We start from the raw sequence: 20,853 nt of genomic DNA on the forward strand, positions 1-20,853 counted from the left end.
TCATATATGAGGGCAAAACCCGCGATGCAAGTCTCTCAGTTCCATATGATACAACGCAAACCCATCTGCCCCACCGGCCCTCGCTTGCGTCACGCTGAGCCACGGATAGGCATTACATACATCGACCGCGCGCGGCGAGGACTTGAAAGCGACGCTTGCGCCGGACACATCCGCGAATGTCCAAATTGGTCGATTATCGACTTCGACTGAAGGTTTGCTCGACAAATAACCCTTCAGAACGCCGCGAATCGAAGCATTCGGCATATCGACCCGACAGTTTTCCGCGGCAACGGGATAGCCACCGCCGCCCTGAGCGCGAAAATCACTGGTGGCCAGAATGAATTGCCGATCCGCGGTCACCGGCACGCCTTGGTGTCGCAAATTCATAATGCGTCCACGGCCAAGCCCGGCAATCGAACCTGCTGGGGTGAACCGTGCAGGCTGGCTGAGATCGATCTGGTAAGTCAGCCCAAGGACGGATTCCAACAGATAGCCGGGGGTGCTGTCTTCTTTGAGTGACACCGCTCGCTCGCCCGGCCCGACCTGGTTAAAGACGCTTGCTGAGCGCTCCAGCCAGTCCATCAGGAATGCGCCCGTAACGGTCATCAAAGCGAGTTCATTTGGGAATACATAGAGGTCAGATAGCGACCGCATCGTCATTTCACCCGTCTGTACATGGGTATAATACCCCGGCCCGGCCAACCCCCCCGACTTAAACGGCGCGCTTGAGGCCAACACCGGCAACTGCGTGCCCAGAACATCCGACTGGTGTCGGCTGGCATGGGCAATCATGGCCTGCTGAACCAAACGCGTGGCCCGATCTGCACCGACCAAGGCAAGATAGTTTTCCAAATCCTGCGTACATCGCGCAATCGGTGTACGCATGTGTGCCAGCGTGTCCCTATGAAGGCTCTCAAACCATGTCGGAAAATTCGCCCCAACCTGGCGTCGCGTGCGCTGCGGAGCTGGTTGTGAATGCTCAACACCTTGAACTTTGCGTAAGGACGCGCGATCAGACCGGACGCTCCATGACTTTCCATCATGCGTTAGCTTTAGATCAACCACCCCGAGATGCGAGCCCCAAAAGCCCGGCACCACTGTCGGTACACCGTTCAATGCCTGCTGCGTTTCGCCCGAAATTGGATACACTTGGTGGGAGTGCCCACCCACGATCGCATCGATGCCCGCCACATGCGATAACGGAATTAGCGCGTTCTCCATCCCGTCCACATGTGCGCAACCCCCGATACCTGAATGTGCCAAAGCAACCACAATATCGGCCCCAAGGGCACGGATATGGGGCACGAAGGCCTCGGCCGCCTCGACGATGTCACGTGTTTCAGGCTGTTCCCCAACGCGCGCGCCGAAGTTCAGCGAACCGGGTGGCAAGAAGCCGACCACACCAATTCTAATCAGTCGAATATCTCCGTTTTCATCGCGAATGTCGCGGTTCAGGATTGCAAACGGAGGCACCAAAGTCGCATCTCGCGTGGGGCTGTCCGCGCGTTTGGTGATTGTGTTGGAAGACACGATCGGAAACCGAGCCTGCTCGACGGCAGTTAAAAGCACGTCGACCCCGCGATCAAAGTCGTGATTGCCGATATTTCCTGCATCGTAGCCAAGATGGTCCATAGCCGCGATCATAGGGTGAATGGCAGGCAGCCCGCCTGTATCCGCAGCACGGTACTGTTCAACCACCAGATCGCCCATTGCGGTGCCGTGCAAGAAGTCCCCGTTATCCAGAAGGAGTGTATTTTCGACCTCGGCACGTGCTTCTCGGATCAGACGGGCCGTATTGGTCAGACCCCATCCTTCGACCGGTTGATCTGACAGGTAGTCATAGGGAAGGATGTGCATATGCAAGTCAGTGGTTGCCAATATACGCAACGAAGCCGTTACCGACACCGCGACTGCGTCTTTTTGCTCCAGTATTTTTAGCACCAGTACCTTCCTTGATCCGACACCGCTGAGAATCCTTTCTCCCCTGTGCTCCAGTGAAAATCATTCAAAAGTATTTTTGAAGTATTTTCATGCAACTTTAGCGTGTTTTTTATTCAATGTACAAATGCGGGTGGTATTCGCCACCCATCCTGCTAGCGTTCGCGCGGAGAAAAACAGGCCGAAACACCATGAAAATCGCAGAGCAAGTTACCTTTGGCGCCGGGCTTCTGAACCGAGCGGCGGAGTTGCGTGGAGATCAGACCAAGATCGCAGACATGGTCGATGCCGCCCGCATTTTGCCCGTTTGGCGCGGCAAGCCGATGGTAGAGCGTCTTCCAAACAACGACTTACGGCTTGCCTACCTTTCATCAGGGCACGAGGTGCTCCGGGACCGCCGGGATAGATTTGTTTTCCTTGGCGTGTGCGAGGATGAGCCCACTTTTGCGGTAGACATATCCAGCTGGCAGCCAGACGGGGATATTCCCGACCCCGCGCATTTTTTGGACACCACCTGGCAGCATCTGCCGGGCACGCCCGAAAATCACGGATTTGCGGAGATTCGGGGTATTATGTCGCTGCTTTCTCCCCTGAACGCCGAGATTGCGGCCACCGCCCGCGCTATTCTTGAGTGGCACCGAATTCACGGCTTTTGTGCCAACTGCGGTGAAAAAAGCGTGCAGGCACAAGCAGGGTGGCAGCGCAATTGCCCAAGCTGCGAACGTATGCATTTCCCGCGCACCGATCCGGTTGTGATCATGCTGATCACCCATGGAAACTCGGTCCTCGTCGGTCGTGGCGTAGGTTGGCCCGAGGGCATGTATTCGCTTTTGGCAGGATTTATGGAACCCGGCGAAACCATTGAAGCCGCCACTCGACGCGAAGTGGTTGAGGAAACCGGCGTCGCGGTCGGGCGTGTGGGCTATCTTGCCTCTCAGCCGTGGCCCTATCCGTCATCCTTGATGATCGGCACGTGGGGTGAAGCTCTTACGACGGACATTCGGCTCGACCCAAACGAGCTGCAAGATGCGATCTGGATGACCCGCGAAGACATGCTGGACGTGTTTGCAGGGCGCAATCGCGATGTTTTCCCGGCTCGAAAAGGGTCAATTGCGCAGTTTCTGCTTTCAAACTGGCTTGCAGATCGGCTTGATTAAGACCACAAAAGTCTGGCCCAACGCCAAAGAACGAGATCACGCATGAAATTCAAAACCCGCGAAGACATCGAAGCCACGATAGAGCAGGTTTTTGAGGCCGTGTCTGATTTCGACGGGATGGAACGCGCAGCCCTGCGCCGTGGGGCCGATGTCTCGCGGTTAGATTCGCTCAGCCAGCCCGGTCCGGGCATGCGTTGGAATGCAAAATTCCCTTATCGCAACCGCACCCGTAGCGCGGATATGGAGCTGATTTCTTACGAGGCACCGCACCAGTTGGAGCTGTTCACAAAAGTATCGGGGATCGAAGCAACCGTAGAAATCGAGCTTCTGTCACTATCGCGCAACCGCACGCGGATGAACCTAAGCGTGGACATGCGTCCAAAAACCATCCCAGCACGGCTGCTGCTGCAATCAATGAAGTTGGCGCGCGCGTCACTGGTGCGCAAATTTCGAAAACGAGTGGCCAAGTACGCGGAAAGCATCGAAGACCGTTTTGGTCCGGGCAAACACCCGATGATGTGAGCCTTAGTCCCGCGCTGGATCGCGTGGGTAAACACCAATGATATCCAACGTCGATGTGAAATAACCCAGTTCTTCCAACGCCAACTGCACACTGCGATCATCCGGATGCCCTTCGATATCCGCATAAAAGCGGGTGGCACTGAAAGACCCATCAACCATATAGCTTTCCAGCTTGGTCATGTTCACACCATTGGTCGCGAAGCCCCCCATGGCCTTGTAAAGCGCGGCGGGGATGTTGCGCACCTCGAATACGAACGTGGTCATCATCCCATGATCACCACGGCGGGTGTGATTGGGCTCGCGCCCCATGATCACAAAGCGGGTGGTGTTGTGGCCGTGATCCTCAACGTCTTCAGCCAAGACATCCAACCCATAGATTTCGCCAGCCAGGGACGAAGCCAACACGCCCTCGCCCACTGTCTTGGTCTGTGACAGCGTGTTTGCGGCTCCGGCACTATCAGCCGCAGCGATGCCACGAATTCCATGTTTGTTCAAAAATGTCGCAGACTGCGGGAGCAAAACCAAATGCGCGCGCACAACGTCGATGTCAGATATCTGCGCCCCGGGAAGTCCCAACAAGCTGATCCGCACCCGCACGAAGGCCTCGTCCAAAATGTGCAGACCACTTTCGGGCAACAACCTGTGAATGTCCGCCACCCGTCCATAGGTCGTGTTTTCTATCGGCAGCATGGCCAGTTCAGCCTGACCAGAGCGCGCCGCCTCGATCACCTCTTCGAAAGAATCACATGGCATCGGATCAAAGTCTGGACGGGACGCAAGACAAGCCTCGTGGGAATAGGCGCCAAGCTCCCCCTGAAAGGCGATACGTTTGGACATTTCACTGACCCTTTCCGCCGAATAGCGCTAAAGTGCAATTGGTCGCGCCTCATATCGCTTGAAACATGGCAATGGAAGCGGCTAGAAGGCTTTTGACTTTGGATGAGACGGAACGCGACATGTTCGACACAATGACTATGACTAAAGCCAGCGCCGCTGCAATCGGCGCCCTGCTAATCTTCATGCTCGGCAATTGGGCGGCAGATATCCTTTATACCGCAGGCGAAAGCCATGCCGGTGAAGAACACGCCGAGACAGCCTATCTGATCGAAACCGGCGGAGACAGCCATGGCGGCGAAGAGAACAAAGAAGATATCATCCCGTTCACCGAACTTCTGGCCAGCGCCGACGTAGCGAAGGGCGAAAAGGTCTGGGGCAAGTGTAAGGCCTGTCACAAGCTTGAGGACGGCGCGAACGGTACAGGCCCGAACCTCTATGCCATTGTGGATCGCCCAATCGCAAGCGTTCAGGGGTTCAACTATTCGGACGCTTTGGCCGGTCTAAGCAGTGAAAGCTGGGACATCGATGCACTGAACGAATGGCTGCATAAGCCCAAAGAGTTCGCACCAGGTAACAAAATGACGTTCTCGGGCCTGAAGAAAGAAACTGATCGCGCAAACCTGATTGCCTATTTGCAGACAATCGGCGGCTAAGCGCTAAGTCGACCGCATTTCAGGGCCGCTCCGACACCGGGGCGGCCCTTTTTTGTTGATTTCACCCCAAATCGGCGCACATCGCACGAACCGATCACCAAATCGCGCCTTGCAGTTTATCGCTTGGGGCCATTAGCTTGCGGGTAACGATAGATCACTCGCGGACGGAGGTTACACGAATGAACAGTGCAAAGACCGGTGTTATCGATCAACGGGATCGCCGACCGCAGATGTTTGCCTTGGGGCTGGCAACGAGTGTCGCATTGCTACTGACACCTTTTGCCGCGCGTGCAGAGACAACTATTAGCCACGGCTTTTCAAACTTTGGCGACCTGAAATATTCGGAGGGTTTTGCACATCTTGACTACGTCAACCCGGACGCTCCGAAAGGGGGCAAAATATCGCTGTCTTCCATCGGCAACTTTGACAGTTTCAACCTGTTTACCCGCAAAGGAAACCCGGCGGCGCTGACCACCATTGGGATGGAACGTATCCTTGTATCGACCGCCGATGACCCCTACGGCCTGTATTGTTTTCTGTGCACAACCATGGAGTACCCGGACGACCTGTCATGGGTCATCTTTAACTTGCGAGATGACGTAACCTTTCAGGACGGGTCCCCGCTGACGGCCGAAGACATCGCGTTCAGCAACAGTATCGTGCTTGAACAGGGTATTGCCGAATATCGCGCGGTGGTGTCGGCCTATCTGAAATCAGTCGAAGTTCTCGGCGACCATCGTATCAAGTTCGAGTTTAATGACGACGCCCCACTGCGCGAACGCATTGGCTTCGCTGGAGGTACACTGGCCCTGTCCAAAAACTGGTTCGAAGAAAATAACGTCCGCTTGGATGAACGCAACGATGCCCCCTTCATGTCCACAGGTCCCTATGTTCTGGATGATTTCGAATATAACCGATACGTCGAATACAAGCGCAATCCTGACTACTGGGGCGCCGACCAGCCATTGTCCATTGGTCAAAACAACTATGACCTGATCCGCGTGGTCTATTTCGCCGACAGCTCTGCAGCCTTCGAAGGATTCAAGGCCGGCGAATACACGTTCAGAACTGAAAACACGTCGAAACAATGGGCGACCGGCTACGATTTTCCAGCCATTCAACGCGGGGACGTGATCAAGGCGGAATTGCCAAACGGCTCTGTTGGTTTGGCCCAGAGCTTCATCTTCAACATGGATCGTCCGACATGGCAAAATCCGGATGTGCGTGAAGCCGTCCGATTGATGTTCAATTTCGAATGGTCCAACAAGGCGCTATTCTATGGCATTTACAGTCGCGTGGACAGCTTCTGGCCCGGCTCTGAGCTTGCTGCGTCTGGCCCCCCCAGCGATGGGGAAGCGGCGCTTCTGAAGCCGCTGGTGGATCAAGGGTTGCTGAACGCTTCTATCTTGACAGATGACGCGGCTCTGCCGCCTGTCAGCGACGAAAAGCGCAATCAGCCAGAGCGGCGGGCCTTGCGGGCCGCTGGCAAACTCCTTGACGAAGCCGGATGGGTCATCGGAGATGATGGTGTTCGACGCAAAGACGGTAAACCACTTGAGCTCGTTTTCCTAAGCTTCCAACCCTCGTTTGACCGCGTGATCAACCCGTTTATCGAGAACCTTCAACGACTTGGGGTCCAAGCTCGGCTGGAACGGGTCGACAGCGCGCAATATGTTGAACGCGAACGCGAGGGTGACTTCGACGTCACCACCCACTCGATCCGACTGGGGTATGAACCCGGTGCCGGGCTTAAGCAATGGTTCGATTCCAGCACCGCGGATGACAGCTCACGCAACCTCATGCGTCTTCGCAACCCCGCGGTTGACGCGTTGATTCCCAGAGTTGTCGAAGCCAGCAACCTTGAAGAACTTACAACGGCCGTGCACGCCCTAGATCGCGTCCTGCGCTCTATCGGCTTTACCGTGCCACAATGGTACAAGAACGTGCACACGGTTGCTTATTACGACATGCTGGAACACCCGGAAAACTTGCCTCCGTTATCGCTGGGCGAGCTGTCATTCTGGTGGGTTAACGAAGAAAAGGCCGAAGCACTTAAAGCATCCGGCGCGATAAAATAATAAGAGCCGGCGGGCCAACCCCGCCGAAAGAGCACGAAGGAAACCCATATGGGCGCATATATCCTGCGCAGGCTGCTGTTGATCATCCCGACGCTGTTCGGGATCATGGTGATCAATTTTTCGCTGACACAGTTTGTCCCCGGCGGCCCGATCGAACAGATCATTGCCCAGATGGAGGGCGGTGGTGATGTGTTTGAAACCATCGCGGGCAGCGGAGGTGACGCGGGTATTGATGGCGGCGGCGGAGAGGACAACTATTTGGGTGCGCGGGGTTTGCCACCCGACTTCATCGCCGAGCTTGAAAAGGAGTTTGGCTTCGACAAGCCCCCGATCGAGCGTTTCTTCTCAATGCTTTGGAACTACTTGCGTTTCGACTTTGGCGAAAGTTACTTCCGATCTATAGGCGTCTTCGAATTGGTGGCCGAGAAGCTGCCGGTTTCGATCACTCTGGGGCTGTGGTCGACTGTGATTGCCTACATGATCTCGATCCCGCTGGGCATTCGCAAGGCGGTTCACGACGGGACAAGCTTTGACACTTGGACGTCAGGCACGATCATTGTGGCTTATGCAATCCCAGGCTTCCTGTTCGCCATCATGCTGTTGGTGATTTTTGCGGGTGGGTCCTATCTTCAATGGTTCCCACTTCGAGGCCTGACATCGGATAACTGGGATGAGTTGCCGTTCTGGAGCAAGATCACCGACTATCTGTGGCACATCGCACTTCCGGTTCTGGCATCGACCATCGCGAGCTTTGCGACGCTGACTCTTTTGACCAAGAACAGTTTTCTGGATGAGATCAAAAAGCAATATGTGGTGACAGCGCGCGCCAAGGGTTTGTCCGAGAACCGCGTTCTTTATGGCCATGTATTCCGTAATGCAATGTTGATCGTGATCGCAGGATTTCCGGCCGTTTTTCTGGGCGTGTTCTTCGGAAGTTCGGTCATCATCGAGACGTTGTTCTCGCTTGATGGGCTGGGTCGACTGGGCTTTGAAGCCGCCCTGCAACGCGACTACCCGGTTATTTTCGGCACGCTCTTTGTCTTTGGGTTAATCGGTTTGATCGTCGGCATCCTGTCCGACCTCATGTATGTCTATGTCGATCCGCGGATCGACTTTGAAGGGCGCGAGGTCTGATCATGGCGATGTCACCTCTTAACCAACGGCGCTGGCGTAACTTTCGTAAAAACCGCCGTTCCTTTTGGTCGCTGATCCTATTTTGCATCCTCTTCGGCTTGTCTTTGATGGCTGAGTTTCTGGCCAACGACAAACCGATCGTCGCCAGTTATCGCGGCGAGCTGTATACGCCGATTTTCAGGTTCTATCCCGAAACTGACTTCGGCGGTGATTTCAGGACCGAAGCCAATTATGAAGACATCGAGGTTCAGTGCCTGATCAAGTCCGGCGGGTTAGAGGCCTGCTGGGACGACCCCGAAGGTGTGATCAAGCAAGCCGAAACCGGCGTTGTGGATGGGCAGAAGATCGACAAAGGCTGGCTTGTCTGGCCGCCGATTCGATACAGCTATACGAGTATCGTCGATACCGGAGGGGCCGTCCCCTCGGCCCCATCCAGCCAGAACATATTAGGCACTGACGACACGTCGCGCGATGTTGCTGCGCGGGTAATCTATGGGTTCCGATTGTCGGTCTTTTTCACCATCATTGTAACCTTCCTGACGTCGATCATCGGCGTCGTTGCCGGTGCGGTGCAGGGATATTTCGGTGGCTGGATCGACCTTGTCTTCCAACGTATTTTGGAAATCTGGAGCTCGACCCCGTCGCTTTATGTGATCATCATCCTGTTTGCGATCCTTGGGCGAAGTTTCTGGCTTTTGGTCTTTGTGACCGTGCTGTTTGGCTGGCCTGCACTTGTGGGTGTGGTACGTGCTGAATTCCTACGCGCTCGCAATTTCGAGTATGTCCGCGCGGCTCGTGCGCTTGGGGTATCCAACCGCGTGATCATATTCCGTCATGTATTGCCCAACGCCATGGTCGCCACATTGACCATGCTACCCTTCATCATCACGGGCACGATCTCGACCCTTGCAACGCTGGACTTCCTTGGGTTCGGACTGCCTTCATCCGCACCTTCGCTGGGCGAACTCACACGACAGGCCAAGGCAAACCTGCAAGCGCCTTGGTTGGCGTTCACAGCCTTTCTGACATTCTCAATCCTGCTTTCGCTGCTGGTCTTCATATTTGAAGGCGTGCGCGATGCATTTGATCCGCGAAAGACCTTTCAATGAGCGTTCTTGACGTCAAAAACCTGCATATCGGTTTCCGACAGGACGGACAGGTTCACCCCGCTGTGCGCGGTGTGAGCTTTTCCGTGGACAAAGGCGAAACCGTCGCTTTGGTCGGTGAAAGTGGGTCTGGCAAGTCTGTCACGGCACTATCGACCGTGTCCCTGTTGCCCGAAAGCGCGCAGATCGAAGGCTCGGTCAAGTATGAAGGGCAAGAGATGATCGGCGCTTCCCCCTCGCGTTTGCGAGATGTGCGCGGAAATGACATCAGCTTTATCTTCCAAGAACCGATGACATCGCTCAACCCTTTGCACACAATTGAAAAGCAATTGGCCGAGTCGATTGAGCTGCATCAGGGCTTGCGCGGCGATGCTGTGCGCGTGCGTATTATCGAGCTTCTGAACAAAGTGGGGATCCGTGATGCCGAAACGCGACTCGCCCATTATCCGCACCAACTATCCGGCGGGCAGCGGCAGCGGGTCATGATCGCCATGGCGCTTGCCAACGGGCCAGAGCTTTTGATCGCAGACGAACCTACGACGGCGCTTGACGTAACCATCCAGGCGCAAATACTCGATCTACTCGCTGACTTGAAGGACAGCGAGGGGATGGGTTTGTTGTTCATCACCCATGACCTGGGCATCGTGCGCAAGATCGCAGACCGGGTTTGCGTGATGAAAGATGGCGAGATTGTCGAAACCGGCCCAACCGAAGAAGTGTTCACCAACCCGCAGCATGACTACACCAAGATGTTGCTTAGCGCCGAGGCTCAAGGCCAACCCGATCCCGTACCCGACAACGCCGCAGAGATCGCGCGTGCCGAGAACCTGCGAATTTGGTTCCCTATCCAACGCGGTCTTTTGCGTCGCACGGTGGGCCATATCAAAGCGGTGAATGACGCCAATTTCTCGGTTCGTGCAGGCGAGACGATCGGGATCGTCGGCGAAAGTGGATCGGGGAAAACAACACTTGCCCTAGCGATGATGCGATTGATCAGCTCCGACGGACCAATTGTGTTTCTGGGTGACAATATACAGGGCCTGAAATCTCGTCAGCTTCAACCGCTACGGCGTGACATGCAGATTGTGTTTCAAGACCCCTTTGGCTCTCTTTCTCCGCGTATGACGGCCGAGGAAATCATCGCTGAAGGCCTGTCTGTCCATGGGCTTGAACCGGGACGAGATCGACGTGAAATGGTGGCCGAAATCATGGTCGAGGTCGGATTGGACCCGGCCACAATGGACCGCTATCCACACGAATTCTCTGGCGGGCAACGCCAGCGCATCGCGATTGCCCGTGCGATGATCCTGCGCCCCAAACTTGTGGTCTTGGACGAGCCGACTTCGGCTCTGGACATGACCGTACAGGTCCAGATCATCGAACTGCTACGCAGTTTGCAACGGAAACACGGGCTGGCCTATCTATTCATCTCACACGATCTGCGTGTCGTCCGTGCCTTGTCGCATCAGGTTTTGGTTATGCGGGCAGGTGACGTTGTCGAAAGCGGGACGGCAGATCAGATTTTTGACGCACCCAAGACGGACTACACCCGCGCATTGATGGCGGCTGCGTTCGAACTAAAAGCGAAAGACGGGGCCTCTCAGTAGCCCCGATCTTAGGATGGTCCGATCACATTGCACCGGGTGTTACGCGCATTTAGCCGGCGACAGGCCAGATCAGCCTGAGTTTGCGACATACCAACGAAGTTCGCATGCCACCCGTCAGAACGTCTGACGACTTTGCGCAGCGCCTCGTCCAGCGTGTCAATCTCTTTCAACGCGGTTTTCAAAAGCTTGCGCTCGGCCTGATAACGTGAACCCAACACACCGACGTTGATGGCCCAGTGGCGACCACCTGACGTCGACATACGCGTTACGACTTCGGGCTCGGCGTTTGCTGGGGCCTGCGGTTCCAGTGATGTCAGCACAATTTTAGCTGGGCGTGGGGGCGGTGCAGCCGCCGTCGCCGGAGCGGTAACATTGCTCAATAGCGCTTGCGGTTTCTGTGCTGTCGCGGGGGCTGTTTCAGCGACCACCACTGGCTCTTGCGCCGGCTCAACTTCAGCTGCAACCTCAGGCTCAGCCGAAGCTGTCACCACGGCGTCCTTGATGCTTTCTGTCAGAGCGGCAAGCTGCGTTTGCGCCGCTTCGTCTTGCTTGACTGGACGAGGCGAGGGGCGAGGGCTGCGTTTAACCGCTGTGATCAGGCGAATTGTCTTGCCGGACGCTCCCGGCTCGACCACTTCGGCGGTGTAAGTTGGCAAGGCGGGTTTGCGCACATTGGCACGGCTTGGCGCGCGCCGAAAGCCCATGTCCATAAGTTCAGCAACCCGTGCGTTGCGTGTTGCGGTCGAGCGTCCTCCGAAGACGGTGGTGATAATCCGCTCCTGTCCACGCTCAGCCGACGCAACAAGGTTGAACCCCGCTGCGCGGGTATAGCCGGTCTTGATCCCATCGGCGCCCTTATAGCTGCCAAGGAACCGCCGGTTCGTGTTTGATACCTTACGCATCCCCGCATCGGTCGTGATCCGCGAAAACAGGTTGTAGTATTCCGGGTGGTCATAAAACAGGTGCCGCCCGAGCTTTGTCATGTCCCGGGCGGTGGACAGATGACCACTTTCGGTCAGTCCGTGAGCGTTCTTGAAATGTGTGCGTGACATGCCCAGCGCTTTGGCCGTGCGGTTCATACGACGGGCAAATGCTGCCTCGGATCCTGAGATCGCGATACCAATCGCGGTGGCTGCGTCGTTGGCTGACTTCACGCCTGCCGCACGTATCAGGTACCTGAATTTGATTTTCTGCCCGGCGCGAAGACCCAGTTTAGACGGGGGTTCGGCCGCTGCCTTCTTGGTGATCGTGACGACGGTATCAGGCGAAATCTCGCCCCGCTTAATCGCCTCGAACGCGATGTAGAGCGTCATCATTTTCGTCAAAGACGCCGGATGAAGTCGCGTATCTGCGTTACGGGAATGCAGCACCTTACCGGTGCGTGCGTCAATTACCATTGCCGCATAGGGCGCTGCCTGCGCGCGCATAGGCGCGAACACAGCCATACAGCCTATAATAGCCAGGAACAGCCCAATACGGGCCCACTGCCACGGACGTGTCTGCACGTCGTCCACCTTTTCTGCCTCAATCGCCTGAGTCTAACGCCCGGCTGATTTGTTTTTTTCAGGCTAACACGAAGATCGCGTTCGAGAAAACATATTATTTTCAAAGCCCTAATTCGTGGCGGTCAGGACACGCCAGCGACATATGGTGGCGGCAGAAGGCCCACCCGCTAGATATGGGGCAAATCGCGCAACATCATGGCAAGTTCGGATAGGTCAGCAAGTGCACGAAATTTGCGATGCGTGACTGGTGGCACGGCATGCTCGTATCCCCATGTCAGATCATGTGGGACATGTATCCCCCAAGCGCCCGCCTCTAACGCTGGAATAACGTCTGATTTAAGAGAGTTGCCAACCATCGCCCCCTGCCCCGTCCCGCCATGTCGCTCGAAGACCGACTGGTACACTGCGGGGGTTTTGTCCGACACAATCTCGACCGCATCAAAGAAATCACCCAAACCGGACTGGGCCAACTTACGTTCCTGATCCAGCAGATCCCCTTTGGTGATCAACACTAGCTCGTGCGTCTGTGACAGAGCCTCGATCGCCGCGCGAGCATGGGGCAAAAGCTCTATGGGTTGTGCCAACATCTCTTGTCCCGCGTTGATCAGCGTCTGGATCACCTGCGTCGAAACCTTGCCTTGCGTGACCTCAATCGCGGTTTCAATCATCGACAAAGTAAACCCCTTCACGCCGAACCCGTAATGTCCGAGGTTCCGCTTCTCGGCTTCCAACAATCGGTCAGAAAGGTCATCGGCATCCACAAAATCCGCCAGCAATTCGGCAAACCGAGCCTGAGTAAGCTGAAAATATCGTTCATTGTGCCACAATGTATCATCTGCATCGAAACCAATTGTTGAGACTTTGCCCCCCATTTTGTATGTGCCTTTCTCAGAACCCAGCGTCGCCCCTTTTCTTCGGGTACGATGCGCCTATATTCTGATACTTGGGCATGCCCAATTGCAACCATCGGAGTGACGATCACATGGCCAGTCAGCCTTTTATACGGTCACAAGGCAGCGGCGCCGATGACGGTGACACTGATCTTGCGGTTGTCACAAAGCCCAAGACAAAACGCCCGCCGATGTACAAAGTCTTGATCCTGAACGACGACTTCACGCCGATGGAGTTTGTTGTGATGGTGTTGGAGCGGTTCTTTGGCATGAACCATGCGCAGGCTTTTGAACTGATGCTAACCGTTCACAAAAAAGGTTTGGCCGTCGCGGGCGTATTCTCGCACGAGGTTGCGGAAACAAAAGTCACCCAAGTCATGCAATTGGCGCGCGAGCATCAGCATCCGCTCCAGTGCACGATGGAAAAGGAGTGACCGCGTCAGCGGTACCCAGCATGTTAGACACACGATTGACCCTTGCGCTGCGCGACGGCGCTTTGCAACTGCCCGATGAAGGTAATCTTCTGGTACTTGGCCCGACATCTGGCCACAATTTGTCAGCGCTGCCCAAAGATCGGGTCACAATCTACAGCCGATTTTTTCCCGACCATCAATATTGGACCGCAAGCGGGTACGACACCGTATCCTCGATCCCCAAGGATGGCTTCGCCGCTGCACTGGTCTGCGCCCCCCGCTCCAAATCGCTTGCGCAATCGTGGATATGGGCAGCAACACAGGCCACAAACGGCGGTTTGGTCCTGTTGGACGGGCAAAAGACGGATGGGGTCGACAGTCTGCTAAAGTCGCTGAAGAAAGCAGCCGCACTAAAGGGTACCTTATCCAAGGCCCATGGAAAGCTGGTTTGGTTTGAAAACGCCGATGTCGCGGAGTGGGCAGCGACCGACACCACCTTAGACGAAGGGTTCATTACCCGCCCCGGTGTGTTTTCTGCCGATGGGATAGACAAAGGTTCAGCTGTGTTGGTTGCGGCAATGCCGCCTGACTTGTCAGGTCGCGTCGCCGATCTGGGCGCAGGTTGGGGCTATTTGGCACGGCACATCCTAGAACGCCCGGGCGTCACGTCACTGGATTTGGTCGAGGCCGATCTGGTCGCAATGGACTGCGCCCGTCAGAATGTTCAGGACACGCGTGCGCAGTTTATCTGGGAGGACGCGACCAGCTTCAGGCCAGACATCCAATATGACATGGTCATATCAAACCCACCTTTTCATACCGGGCGCGCGGGCGACCCCGATCTTGGCCGGGCGTTCATAAAGTCAGCGGCACGCATGTTGAAAGGGTCTGGGCGGTTGGTGATGGTGGCCAATCGTCACCTTCCGTACGAAGATACTTTGACCGAGGAATTCCGCGAAGTTGATGATCTGGGCGGCTCACCCGGGTTCAAGCTTTTGCGCGGCACAAAGCCCCGTCGCGCCCGCCGTTAGGATCAGATAGGCTCACCGGGAATCAGGAGGCAACCATGTCCTTTTCAATCGCAGGCAAAACCGCCATCATCACAGGTGCAGCCAATGGTATCGGGCTGTCCATCGCCCGCCATTTCGCGGATCACGGCGCGAATGTCATTTGTGCCGATATGGACGAAGCGCGGCTGATAGATGAATGGGGACCAAACCCTGAGAACGACGAAGATGAGCCGTCGAACACGCGCATATTTGCGGGCGACCTGCGTGAAAAGCTGACCATCGCGAACCTGCTGTCCGCCACGATAGATGCGTTCGAACGCGTCGATATTCTGGTCAACGCTTCGCGACAGGTGGCTTTGGCCGATCCTTTGGATGTCGACAACAAAGCGGTCCAGATGCTGCTTGACCAGAACCTTATGACCAGCCTGCGCCTAAGCCAGCTGGTCGCCAAGCGGATGATCCAGCAGGGCGAGGATTTGGGCGAAGACGAACAGGACACGCCCTTGGGTGCTATCGTCAACCTGTCTTCTATCGCGGCCACCCGAACCCAGCCCGGTTTGATGGCCTATTCGATTGCCAGTGCCGCACTGGACCAGATGACACGGTCATTGTCGGTCGCGCTTGCACCCAACCGCATTCGGGTGAACTCGGTCGCATTCGGGTCTGTGATGAGCGCAAGCCTGCGCGACACGATCCGCGAGGCAAAGGAAACGCGTGAGGATATCTTGGATGGTACGCCCTTGGGACGTATTGCATCGGCACACGAGCTGGCAGAATCCGTCCAGTTCCTCGCCTCAGAAGGGTCGGGTTTCATGACCGGTCACATACTGACCGTAGACGGCGGTCGCAGCCTGCTTGATGTGGTCGGCAACCCGGCACATTGACGCGAGATCAACACGCTCCTCAACCACACCCTCTCGAAGGAACAGGCCATGGCGGATAAGATGGAAGATCAAAAGGCGCGGGCCAGCGCGTGGTTCCGAGATCTGCGCGACCAGATTGTCAGCGCATTCGAGAGTTTGGAAGACAGCCAGAACACTGGCCCCTTTGCATCCCTTCCCGCTGGGCGTTTCGAGGTCAGCGAAACAACTCGTAAATCCGACGACGGATCCGATGCGGGCGGCGGTGAGATGAGCGTAATGCGCGGTGGCCGCGTGTTCGAAAAAGTCGGGGTCAACATCTCGACTGTCTATGGCAGCCTGGGCGCAGCAGCCCAGAAGGCAATGGCCGCGCGTGGCGTGCCGGGAATGGAGGATGACCCGCGGTTCTGGGCCTCGGGCATCAGTCTTGTGGCGCATATGCAAAACCCCCATACCCCTGCGGTTCATATGAACACCCGCATGTTCTGGACCCCTGGCGCATGGTGGTTCGGCGGCGGTGCGGACCTGAACCCCTGCATTGAATATGAGGAAGACACCGCACATTTCCACGGAAAGCTTGAAGCGGCCTGCGCTGGTCACGATCCAAGCTATTATGACAAGTTTAAAGCTTGGGCAGACGAGTATTTCTTTATCCCTCATCGTGGGCGGGCCCGCGGCGTGGGAGGCATCTTTTATGATGATCTGAATACAGGCGATTGGGAGGCTGATTTCGCCTTCACTCAAGATGTCGGGCGTGCGTTCCTTCCGGCATTTGTTCCGGTGACCAAAACGCGGCGTGATGCGGCGTGGGACGACGCTGACAAGGATGCTCAGCTTATTCATCGCGGGCTCTATGCCGAATACAATCTGGTCTATGACCGGGGCACCAAGTTCGGTTTGACGACCGGGCATGATGCCAACGCGGTGCTAATGAGTTTGCCGCCAGAGGCGAAGTGGATCTAGCACCCAAGATTTGACTGGATAGAGCGTTCATAAGGGGCGTTGCCCCTCGCAAGCATACTCGCTCACCCCAGGATATTTTGACAAGAAAAACTGGGCAGGGCTGCTCAGTCGGATACCTGCCAGCCGGGTGGGCGCGGCTACGGCTTGTCATGCGGCAGGCAAACAGGCAGATTGTTGGGAAAGAAACGAAAGGTATCGCAGTGACCACCTTTAAACTTGATGACTTCCTGCCCTACCAGCTGTCTGTATTGTCCAGTCGGGTAAGTGCCGGTTTTGCGCGACACTATCGCGAAGCCTACGGGATTTCTGTGTCGGAATGGCGGGTTGTGGCGCATTTGAGCCAAGCCGACAGTGTCAGCGTGCGCGAAATTCATGAGCGCGTGGATATGGACAAGCCCAAGGTTAGCCGAGCCGCCTCGCGGCTGGAGGCGTCTGGGTATGTCACCAAGGCGATCAACCCTCAGGATCGGCGTCTGGTGGAGTTGCGGTTAACGGCGAAGGGGCGCGAGATGATTGAAGCGTTGACCCCCATCGCACATGCCTATGAGGCGCAATTGTCAGATTTGTTGGCCGGTGACGATGCGGAGTTTCGGACGCGTGTGGTTCAGTTGTCCAAGGCTTTGGAGCAGGACGTAACTGAGGACATTTAGTCGTCAGGTCGTTTGACGGAGCGTTACAGGCGACAACATCGTCATTGCTGTGCGATCTTTCCCCCAACTTAAAAACATATAGGGGGCATTCATGTCTGATATCGTTATCCTTGACGGCGCGCGCACCGCAATCGGTGGTTTTGGAGGAAGCCTAGCCGCCATTCCGCCCAGTTCACTTGGAGCAATTGTGGCGAAGGAGGCTATGTCACGTTCAGGTGTGGAGGCTGGGCAAGTTGGTAATGTGGTATTTGGTCATGTGATCAACACAGAACCGCGCGACATGTACCTTTCACGTGTTTCTGCCGTTGAGGCCGGTATTCCAAACACGACGCCTGCAATGAATGTGAACCGGCTTTGTGGGTCTGGTTTGCAAGCTATTGTCTCGGCCACGCAAAGCTTGATGCTTGGCGATGCAGATTTTGCGCTGGCGGGTGGCGCGGAAAACATGAGCCGTTCACCCTATATTCTTCCGCAGGCGCGATGGGGTCAGAAGATGGGCGACACGGGCGCGCAGGATATGATGCTGGGGGCGCTCAATTGCCCCTTTGGTACGGGCCATATGGGTGTGACCGCAGAAAACGTGGCGGCTGAACACAATGTATCTCGCGCTGATCAGGATGCGTTTGCATTGGAAAGTCAGGCTCGTGCGGCGGCGGCAATTGAGGCCGGTCATTTCGATAGTCAGATCGTACCGGTTGAAGTCAAGCAACGCCGTGAATTGGTTCAGTTTGCCCGCGATGAGCACCCAAAGCCAACAACTGCAGAGGCACTGGCGGGTCTCAGGACTGTGTTTCAGAAGGATGGAACGGTTACGGCAGGTAATGCCTCGGGCATCAATGACGGGGCAGCTGCGCTGGTGTTGGCACGTGCAGACGCAACCGAGGCGGCTGGCTTGAAGCCAAAGGCCCGTATCATTGGGTACGGTCATGCTGGCGTGCGGCCCGAAGTCATGGGCATCGGCCCGGTTCCTGCGGTCGAGAATCTTCTCGCCAAAACTGGGCTTTCGGTTGGCGATTTTGATGTGATTGAATCGAACGAGGCCTTTGCCTCGCAAGCCATTGCGGTGAACAAAGGGCTTGGACTGGACCCAGCGAAAGTGAACTCTAACGGCGGTGCGATTGCTTTGGGGCATCCGGTTGGAGCCACTGGCGCGATTATCACCGTCAAGGCGCTTTACGAACTGGAACGCATTGGAGGGTCGAAGGCCCTGATCACGATGTGTATCGGTGGCGGTCAGGGGATCGCATTGGCCATCGAGCGTTTGTAGAAATTAAAGGCGTCGCCCGGCTTACTGGCGGGGCGACGTGCTATTTCCAGTCGAAGAAGTCGTCGTCAACGCGTGAAAGCAAGTCTTCGGCTAGACTACGGCCCAACATCGGACCATCGGCGATCTTGCCAGAAATCTCGCCAGCTTCGCTTTCAGACCCATCCGTGCGCAGAATTTCCCCGCGCAAGGTCAGCATGTCGCCTTCCAGTGTCGCAAGCGCTGCAATCGGTGTTTCGCATGATCCGTCAAGCGCGCCGAGAAACGCTCGCTCAGCGGCAAGGCGTTGTCCGGTCTCGGTGTCGTGTATCGCATCGAGCATTTCTTTTGCACGCATGTCATCGGCACGCCGTTCGATACCAATCGCACCTTGCGCGACTGCGTTTAGCATTTCGTCCGTTGGAATGGCTGTCTTGGGGACGCCTTCGATCGCCAATCGGTTCAGTCCAGCCATTGCCAGAAACGTCGCTTCTGCGACGCCGTCCTCAAGCTTTTTCAGTCGGGTTTGCACGTTTCCGCGAAACTCGACAACTTGCAAATCCGGACGGCTATTTAGAAGCTGCGCCTTGCGACGCAGCGATGACGTGCCGACAACGGCGCCTTTTGGTAAGTCACTGATGGTTCTGTAGTTGATCGACACGAATGCGTCGCGCGTGTCTTCACGCGGAAGGTTGCAATCAAGCACCAGCCCCTCGGGCTGTTCGACAGGCATGTCCTTCATCGAATGAACTGCAATATCGATGCGGCCATCCAGCATCGCCTCTTCGATTTCTTTGGTGAACAGGCCCTTATTGCCAATTTCTTTCAGCGCGCGATCCGCGTCGATCATTGCGCGGTCATCACCGGTGGTATGGATCACAATGATCTCGAACGCGGCTTCCGGCAGGTTGAAAGCAGCCATCAGGCGGCGGCGTGTCTCATGTGCTTGGGCCAGCGCAAGGGGGCTGCCACGGGTGCCAATATTCAGCGGGGCGTCGGGGGTCGGAAGTGCGTATGTCATGGCATTCCGTTTAGCCCTGTTGCACAGGGCTGTCTATGCCTGCGACACCCCCTACGCTTGACATCCTGTCGCGGCTGAGTGACCACGCAGGGGACAAAAATCGAAAGGCCGCCCCATGACCCAGCAAAAGACCATTCTACGCGCACTTGCGGGTGAGACCCTTCCCACGCCACCAATCTGGATGATGCGTCAGGCGGGGCGGTATTTGCCGGAATATCGAGCTACAAGAGCCGAAGCAGGCGACTTTTTGAAGCTCTGCTATAACCCAGAACTTGCGGCTGAAGTCACATTGCAACCGATACGCCGCTACGGTTTTGATGCGGCGATCTTGTTTGCCGACATTCTACTGCTGCCACAGGCGCTCGGGGCTGATCTTTGGTTTGTGACCGGTGAGGGTCCGCGACTTTCAACGATCACCAGTCAAGCGGACTTCGACAAGTTGTCGGGCAAAGAAGACATCCACGAGACGTTGAATCCGATCTACGAGACGGTGCGCATACTGCGCCGCGAGCTTCCGGAAGAGACCACGTTGATAGGGTTTGCCGGCATGCCTTGGACAGTGGCGACTTACATGATTGCGGGGCAAGGCACCAAGGATCAAGGGCCGGCACATGCCTTAAAGGCTGAAAACCGTCCGCTGTTTGAGGCCGTGATGGACCGCCTGACCGAAGGCACGATTGAGTATCTGTCAAAACAGATTGAAGCCGGTGCTGAAGTCGTGAAGCTTTTCGATAGCTGGGCCGGGTCGCTGAAGGGCGAGGATTTCCAGAAATACGCAGTAGAGCCTGCACAGGTGATCACGTCTGAGCTTAAGAAACGCCATCCCGGCATCCCTGTGATTGGCTTCCCACGAGAAGCCGGCGACGGATACATTGGCTTTGCCAAAGCGACCGGAGTGGATTGCGTGGCGCTGGACAACTCGGTCAGCCCGAGATGGGGCGCCGAGAATGTGCAGATTGATGGCTGTGTGCAGGGCAATTTGGCATCGAGCCATATGGTCACTGGCGGTCAGGCGCTGGTCGACGAGACGCGCAAGGTTGTTGAGGCGTTCAAAAACGGGCCGCATATTTTCAATCTGGGGCATGGGATCACGCCGGACGCTGATCCAGAGAATGTTCAGTTGATGATCGATACCGTGCGGGGCGGTTGACCCGGTAAGGGGCTTTGCCCCTCGCGGCTCTGCCGCTCACCCCAGGATACTTGTAACAAGAAAAAGAGCGGGCTTGTCAAACCGGTGGCCGCCGTGTCTTCTGCGCGGGTTGCTTG

General features: G+C 56.2%; 19 protein-coding genes. 14 read left to right on the forward strand and 5 right to left on the reverse strand.

Features of this window, described 5'->3' with window-relative positions; translation table 11 throughout:
- Positions 1-1,941: a bifunctional 2',3'-cyclic-nucleotide 2'-phosphodiesterase/3'-nucleotidase gene (locus V6N04_RS07295; protein ID WP_371169483.1), complete on the reverse strand. Its 1,941-nt coding sequence runs from the start codon at positions 1,939-1,941 to the stop codon at positions 1-3.
- A 188-nt stretch (positions 1,942-2,129) separates the two neighbouring features.
- On the opposite strand from V6N04_RS07295, the gene nudC reads away from it, so the two are divergent.
- Both nudC and V6N04_RS07305 read left to right on the forward strand, forming a co-directional pair.
- Complete coding sequence (gene nudC / locus V6N04_RS07300) at positions 2,130-3,095, forward strand: NAD(+) diphosphatase (protein ID WP_371169484.1); 966 nt, start codon at positions 2,130-2,132, stop codon at positions 3,093-3,095.
- 42 nt (positions 3,096-3,137) lie between these two features.
- Positions 3,138-3,617, forward strand: coding sequence for an SRPBCC family protein (locus V6N04_RS07305; RefSeq protein WP_371169485.1), 480 nt, complete (start codon positions 3,138-3,140; stop codon positions 3,615-3,617).
- Positions 3,618-3,620: 3 nt separating this feature from the next.
- On the opposite strand, the gene V6N04_RS07310 is transcribed toward V6N04_RS07305, so the two are convergent.
- Complete coding sequence (locus V6N04_RS07310) at positions 3,621-4,454, reverse strand: prephenate dehydratase (RefSeq protein ID WP_371169486.1); 834 nt, start codon at positions 4,452-4,454, stop codon at positions 3,621-3,623.
- 119 nt (positions 4,455-4,573) lie between these two features.
- Here V6N04_RS07310 and V6N04_RS07315 point away from each other — a divergent pair, with 119 nt between their 5' ends.
- The 5 genes from V6N04_RS07315 to V6N04_RS07335 all read left to right on the forward strand — a co-directional run bounded on the left by V6N04_RS07315 (position 4,574) and on the right by V6N04_RS07335 (position 11,032).
- Complete coding sequence (locus V6N04_RS07315) at positions 4,574-5,107, forward strand: c-type cytochrome (RefSeq protein WP_371169487.1); 534 nt, start codon at positions 4,574-4,576, stop codon at positions 5,105-5,107.
- Between the two features lie 179 nt (positions 5,108-5,286).
- Positions 5,287-7,185, forward strand: coding sequence for an extracellular solute-binding protein (locus V6N04_RS07320; RefSeq protein ID WP_371169488.1), 1,899 nt, complete (start codon positions 5,287-5,289; stop codon positions 7,183-7,185).
- 48 nt (positions 7,186-7,233) lie between these two features.
- Entirely contained in the window at positions 7,234-8,319 is a 1,086-nt protein-coding gene (locus V6N04_RS07325; RefSeq protein WP_371169489.1) for a microcin C ABC transporter permease YejB, read from the forward strand.
- Between the two features lie 2 nt (positions 8,320-8,321).
- Entirely contained in the window at positions 8,322-9,428 is a 1,107-nt protein-coding gene (locus V6N04_RS07330; protein WP_371169490.1) for an ABC transporter permease, read from the forward strand.
- Positions 9,425-11,032 (forward strand): ABC transporter ATP-binding protein, encoded by a 1,608-nt coding sequence (locus tag V6N04_RS07335; RefSeq protein WP_371169491.1) that lies wholly within the window; start codon positions 9,425-9,427, stop codon positions 11,030-11,032. Before V6N04_RS07330 ends, V6N04_RS07335 begins: the two co-directional genes overlap by 4 nt.
- Positions 11,033-11,040: 8 nt before the next feature.
- On the opposite strand, the gene V6N04_RS07340 is transcribed toward V6N04_RS07335, so the two are convergent.
- Entirely contained in the window at positions 11,041-12,477 is a 1,437-nt protein-coding gene (locus V6N04_RS07340) for a D-alanyl-D-alanine carboxypeptidase family protein (protein ID WP_371169646.1), read from the reverse strand.
- Between the two features lie 227 nt (positions 12,478-12,704).
- Positions 12,705-13,409 (reverse strand): HAD family hydrolase, encoded by a 705-nt coding sequence (locus V6N04_RS07345; RefSeq protein WP_371169492.1) that lies wholly within the window; start codon positions 13,407-13,409, stop codon positions 12,705-12,707.
- A gap of 110 nt (positions 13,410-13,519) precedes the next feature.
- Between V6N04_RS07345 and clpS the strand changes: the two genes are divergently transcribed.
- The 6 genes from clpS to V6N04_RS07375 all read left to right on the forward strand — a co-directional run bounded on the left by clpS (position 13,520) and on the right by V6N04_RS07375 (position 18,590).
- The gene (gene clpS, locus V6N04_RS07350; RefSeq protein WP_371169493.1) at positions 13,520-13,861 is read left to right on the forward strand and encodes an ATP-dependent Clp protease adapter ClpS; all 342 of its coding nucleotides are present in this window, start codon (positions 13,520-13,522) and stop codon (positions 13,859-13,861) included.
- Between the two features lie 20 nt (positions 13,862-13,881).
- Positions 13,882-14,871, forward strand: coding sequence for a class I SAM-dependent methyltransferase (locus V6N04_RS07355; protein ID WP_371169494.1), 990 nt, complete (start codon positions 13,882-13,884; stop codon positions 14,869-14,871).
- A 35-nt stretch (positions 14,872-14,906) separates the two neighbouring features.
- Entirely contained in the window at positions 14,907-15,734 is an 828-nt protein-coding gene (locus tag V6N04_RS07360; protein WP_371169495.1) for an SDR family NAD(P)-dependent oxidoreductase, read from the forward strand.
- Positions 15,735-15,782: 48 nt separating this feature from the next.
- A complete protein-coding gene (gene hemF / locus V6N04_RS07365) occupies positions 15,783-16,673 on the forward strand; it encodes an oxygen-dependent coproporphyrinogen oxidase (RefSeq protein ID WP_371169496.1) in 891 nt (296 codons plus the stop codon).
- Positions 16,674-16,873: 200 nt separating this feature from the next.
- Complete coding sequence (locus V6N04_RS07370) at positions 16,874-17,323, forward strand: MarR family winged helix-turn-helix transcriptional regulator (protein WP_371169497.1); 450 nt, start codon at positions 16,874-16,876, stop codon at positions 17,321-17,323.
- A gap of 91 nt (positions 17,324-17,414) precedes the next feature.
- Positions 17,415-18,590, forward strand: coding sequence for an acetyl-CoA C-acyltransferase family protein (locus tag V6N04_RS07375; protein WP_371169498.1), 1,176 nt, complete (start codon positions 17,415-17,417; stop codon positions 18,588-18,590).
- 40 nt (positions 18,591-18,630) lie between these two features.
- Here the strand turns inward: V6N04_RS07375 and hemC are convergent, their stop codons facing one another.
- Entirely contained in the window at positions 18,631-19,587 is a 957-nt protein-coding gene (hemC, locus tag V6N04_RS07380; protein WP_371169499.1) for a hydroxymethylbilane synthase, read from the reverse strand.
- A 115-nt stretch (positions 19,588-19,702) separates the two neighbouring features.
- On the opposite strand from hemC, the gene hemE reads away from it, so the two are divergent.
- Positions 19,703-20,737: a uroporphyrinogen decarboxylase gene (gene hemE / locus V6N04_RS07385; RefSeq protein WP_371169500.1), complete on the forward strand. Its 1,035-nt coding sequence runs from the start codon at positions 19,703-19,705 to the stop codon at positions 20,735-20,737.
- Positions 20,738-20,853 lie beyond the last annotated feature (116 nt).

Origin of the sequence: Aliiroseovarius conchicola (assembly GCF_041403445.1) — a bacterium.
In the GTDB taxonomy this organism is placed as follows: Bacteria; Pseudomonadota; Alphaproteobacteria; order Rhodobacterales; family Rhodobacteraceae; genus Aliiroseovarius; species Aliiroseovarius conchicola.

Bases quoted from the DNA above. Each gene is read 5' to 3' on its own strand.
- nudC (WP_371169484.1), top strand. From the start codon at position 2,130: ATGAAAATCGCAGAGCAAGTTACCTTTGGCGCCGGGCTTCTGAACCGA.
- V6N04_RS07305 (WP_371169485.1), top strand. From the start codon at position 3,138: ATGAAATTCAAAACCCGCGAAGACATCGAAGCCACGATAGAGCAGGTT.
- V6N04_RS07310 (WP_371169486.1), bottom strand. From the start codon at position 4,454: ATGTCCAAACGTATCGCCTTTCAGGGGGAGCTTGGCGCCTATTCCCAC.
- V6N04_RS07315 (WP_371169487.1), top strand. From the start codon at position 4,574: ATGTTCGACACAATGACTATGACTAAAGCCAGCGCCGCTGCAATCGGC.
- V6N04_RS07320 (WP_371169488.1), top strand. From the start codon at position 5,287: ATGAACAGTGCAAAGACCGGTGTTATCGATCAACGGGATCGCCGACCG.
- V6N04_RS07325 (WP_371169489.1), top strand. From the start codon at position 7,234: ATGGGCGCATATATCCTGCGCAGGCTGCTGTTGATCATCCCGACGCTG.
- V6N04_RS07330 (WP_371169490.1), top strand. From the start codon at position 8,322: ATGGCGATGTCACCTCTTAACCAACGGCGCTGGCGTAACTTTCGTAAA.
- V6N04_RS07335 (WP_371169491.1), top strand. From the start codon at position 9,425: ATGAGCGTTCTTGACGTCAAAAACCTGCATATCGGTTTCCGACAGGAC.
- V6N04_RS07340 (WP_371169646.1), bottom strand. From the start codon at position 12,477: ATGGCTGTGTTCGCGCCTATGCGCGCGCAGGCAGCGCCCTATGCGGCA.
- V6N04_RS07345 (WP_371169492.1), bottom strand. From the start codon at position 13,409: ATGGGGGGCAAAGTCTCAACAATTGGTTTCGATGCAGATGATACATTG.
- clpS (WP_371169493.1), top strand. From the start codon at position 13,520: ATGGCCAGTCAGCCTTTTATACGGTCACAAGGCAGCGGCGCCGATGAC.
- V6N04_RS07355 (WP_371169494.1), top strand. From the start codon at position 13,882: ATGTTAGACACACGATTGACCCTTGCGCTGCGCGACGGCGCTTTGCAA.
- V6N04_RS07360 (WP_371169495.1), top strand. From the start codon at position 14,907: ATGTCCTTTTCAATCGCAGGCAAAACCGCCATCATCACAGGTGCAGCC.
- hemF (WP_371169496.1), top strand. From the start codon at position 15,783: ATGGCGGATAAGATGGAAGATCAAAAGGCGCGGGCCAGCGCGTGGTTC.
- V6N04_RS07375 (WP_371169498.1), top strand. From the start codon at position 17,415: ATGTCTGATATCGTTATCCTTGACGGCGCGCGCACCGCAATCGGTGGT.
- hemC (WP_371169499.1), bottom strand. From the start codon at position 19,587: ATGACATACGCACTTCCGACCCCCGACGCCCCGCTGAATATTGGCACC.
- hemE (WP_371169500.1), top strand. From the start codon at position 19,703: ATGACCCAGCAAAAGACCATTCTACGCGCACTTGCGGGTGAGACCCTT.